At 63.7% G+C, this 2,197-nt stretch carries 2 protein-coding genes; both read left to right on the top strand.

The features are described from left to right. A partial coding sequence (locus tag QGG75_00010) for a response regulator (GenBank protein ID MDP6065630.1) occupies positions 1-937 on the top strand: 937 nt, incomplete at its 5' end. Positions 938-952: 15 nt separating this feature from the next. Beyond that, the coding region (locus QGG75_00005) for a uroporphyrinogen decarboxylase family protein (GenBank protein MDP6065629.1) at positions 953-2,197 on the top strand (1,245 nt) is incomplete at its 3' end.

The following is a 2,197-nucleotide window of genomic DNA, read 5'->3' as shown; positions in this document are numbered from 1 at the left end:
CGATCCCACCCAGGTCGCGACGCTCTTTCGCGAGTGGAATTTCGATCTGATCCTGCTCGACATCCGCATGCCCAAGATGGACGGCTTCGAAGTGATGGCCAAATTGGCCGAACTGGTTGCCGACGACTACCTGCCCATCCTGGTACTGACGGCCCAGACCGACAGCGAAACCCGGATGCGGGCCTTGCGCGAAGGTGCCAAGGATTTCCTCAACAAGCCCCTGGACCAGGAAGAGGTGCTGAACCGCATCCGCAACATGCTGGAGGTGCGCGGGCTTTACAACGAACGCGGCCGGCAGGCCGAGATCCTCGAGGCCAAGGTGCGGATGCGCACCGTAGAGCTGGAGGAGACGCGGCTGCAGATCATTCACCGCCTGGGCCGGGCCACCGAATACCGCGACAACGAAACCGGCATGCACATCATCCGCATAAGCAAGGGCTGCCGGCTGCTGGCCCTGGCCGCCGGGCTCGACGAAGGCAGGGCCGAAATGATACTGCAGGCCAGCCCCATGCACGACGTGGGCAAGATCGGCATCCCCGACAGCATCCTGCTCAAGCCCGGGCGTCTCGACGCCCAGGAGTGGGAAATCATGCGCCGCCACCCCGAGATCGGTGCCGAAATCATTGGCCAGCACGATTCGAAGTCGATGCGGATGGCGCGCTCCATAGCGCTCAGCCACCACGAAAAGTGGGACGGCAGCGGCTATCCCAAGGGTCTCGCCGGCGGGGACATCCCCATCGAGGGCCGCATCTGCGCCCTGGCCGACGTCTTCGATGCCCTGACCTCGGAACGCCCCTACAAAAAGGCCTGGCCCATCGAGCAGGCTCGGGCTTACGTTGTCGACAACGCCGGCGTCCATTTCGATTCCGAACTGGTGCCTGTGTTCAGCCGCGTGCTGCCGGATATCCTGGCCATCCGCGACGAGTTCCACGATTAGACGGGGTTGGGTGGCATGAACCATCGCGACAAGATCATGGCCGTTTTCCGGGGCGAGACCGTCGACGCCATGCCCTGGGTGCCGCGCATCGACCTTTGGCACAACGCCAAGGTGCTGACCGGCACGCTGCCCCAGCGCTTCGCCGGCATGAGCGTCGAGGAGATCCACCGCAGCCTGGGCTGGCCGCTGCACAAGTTCATTCCCGAGTTCCAAAAGCCGGCCAGGCCCGAAGATAATTACCATCAAGGCATCGGAATATTCGATCTCAAGGAAGTCCCCTTCAGGGTCGAATTCCCCGCCGACGTGGATATCCGGGTCAACCTGGAGAACGACGAAAAGGAAGAAATGACGCACGTCGAGTACCACACGCCGGTGGGCATGGTCAGCGTGCGCCACGGCCTCACCGCCGAGATGAAGAAGGCCGGCGCCTCCATCGCCTGGGTCAAGGAACACGCCATCAAGGGGCCCGAGGACTATGCCCCGCTGGCCCACATCTTCGGCAACATGGCGGTCAAGCCGGCCTACGCGCGCTACAACGCCTGGCGCGACTTCATCGCCGGCGACGGCGTCGCCGTGGCTTTCGCTGCCGGCCTGGGCTGTACCTCGCCGCTGCACTACATCCAGAAGACCTTTCTCGACGCCACCGAATTCTACCTCCACCATCACGACCATCCGCAAAAGATGGCGGCGCTTTGCGAGGCCTTGGCCGGCTACTACGAGAAAATCATCGAGGTGCTGGCGGGCTCAGGCGCCGACGCCGTGGCCTGGTCGGCCAACGTCGACGACATGATCACCTACCCCAGCCTTTACCAGGAATACTTTTTGCCCTGGTGCCACAAGGCCTCCGACCGTCTCAGGCCAGAAGGCATCATCATGGTCATCCACCCCGACGGCGAGAACCAGGGCCTGATGGACCTGGTGGCCGCCAGCCGCATGGACGTGGCCGATGCGGTGACGCCCTGGCCCATGACCAAGGTGCGCATCGGGGACTATTACGACCAGTGGTGCCGGCCCGGGCACTTGACCATCCACGGCGGCATCCCGGAGATGCTGTTGCTGGAGGAATCCTCGACCTGGGAAGAGCTCGAGAGCTACATGGACGGATTTTTCCAGGCCGTAGCGCCGGGCCACCACTTCGTTGCCTCGATCGGCGACACCACGCCACCCAATGCCGATTTCTCACGCCTCGAATACATCGGCGAACGCATCGCCCGTGAGGGCAGCCTCCCGCTCAGGGCCGGCGACTTCCAGCCGCTCGGC

Source organism: Alphaproteobacteria bacterium (assembly GCA_030740435.1).
Lineage (GTDB): Bacteria > Pseudomonadota > Alphaproteobacteria > UBA2966 > UBA2966.
Note: the sequence above shows the minus strand (reverse complement) of the source record. Positions and strands in the feature narration are given on the sequence as shown.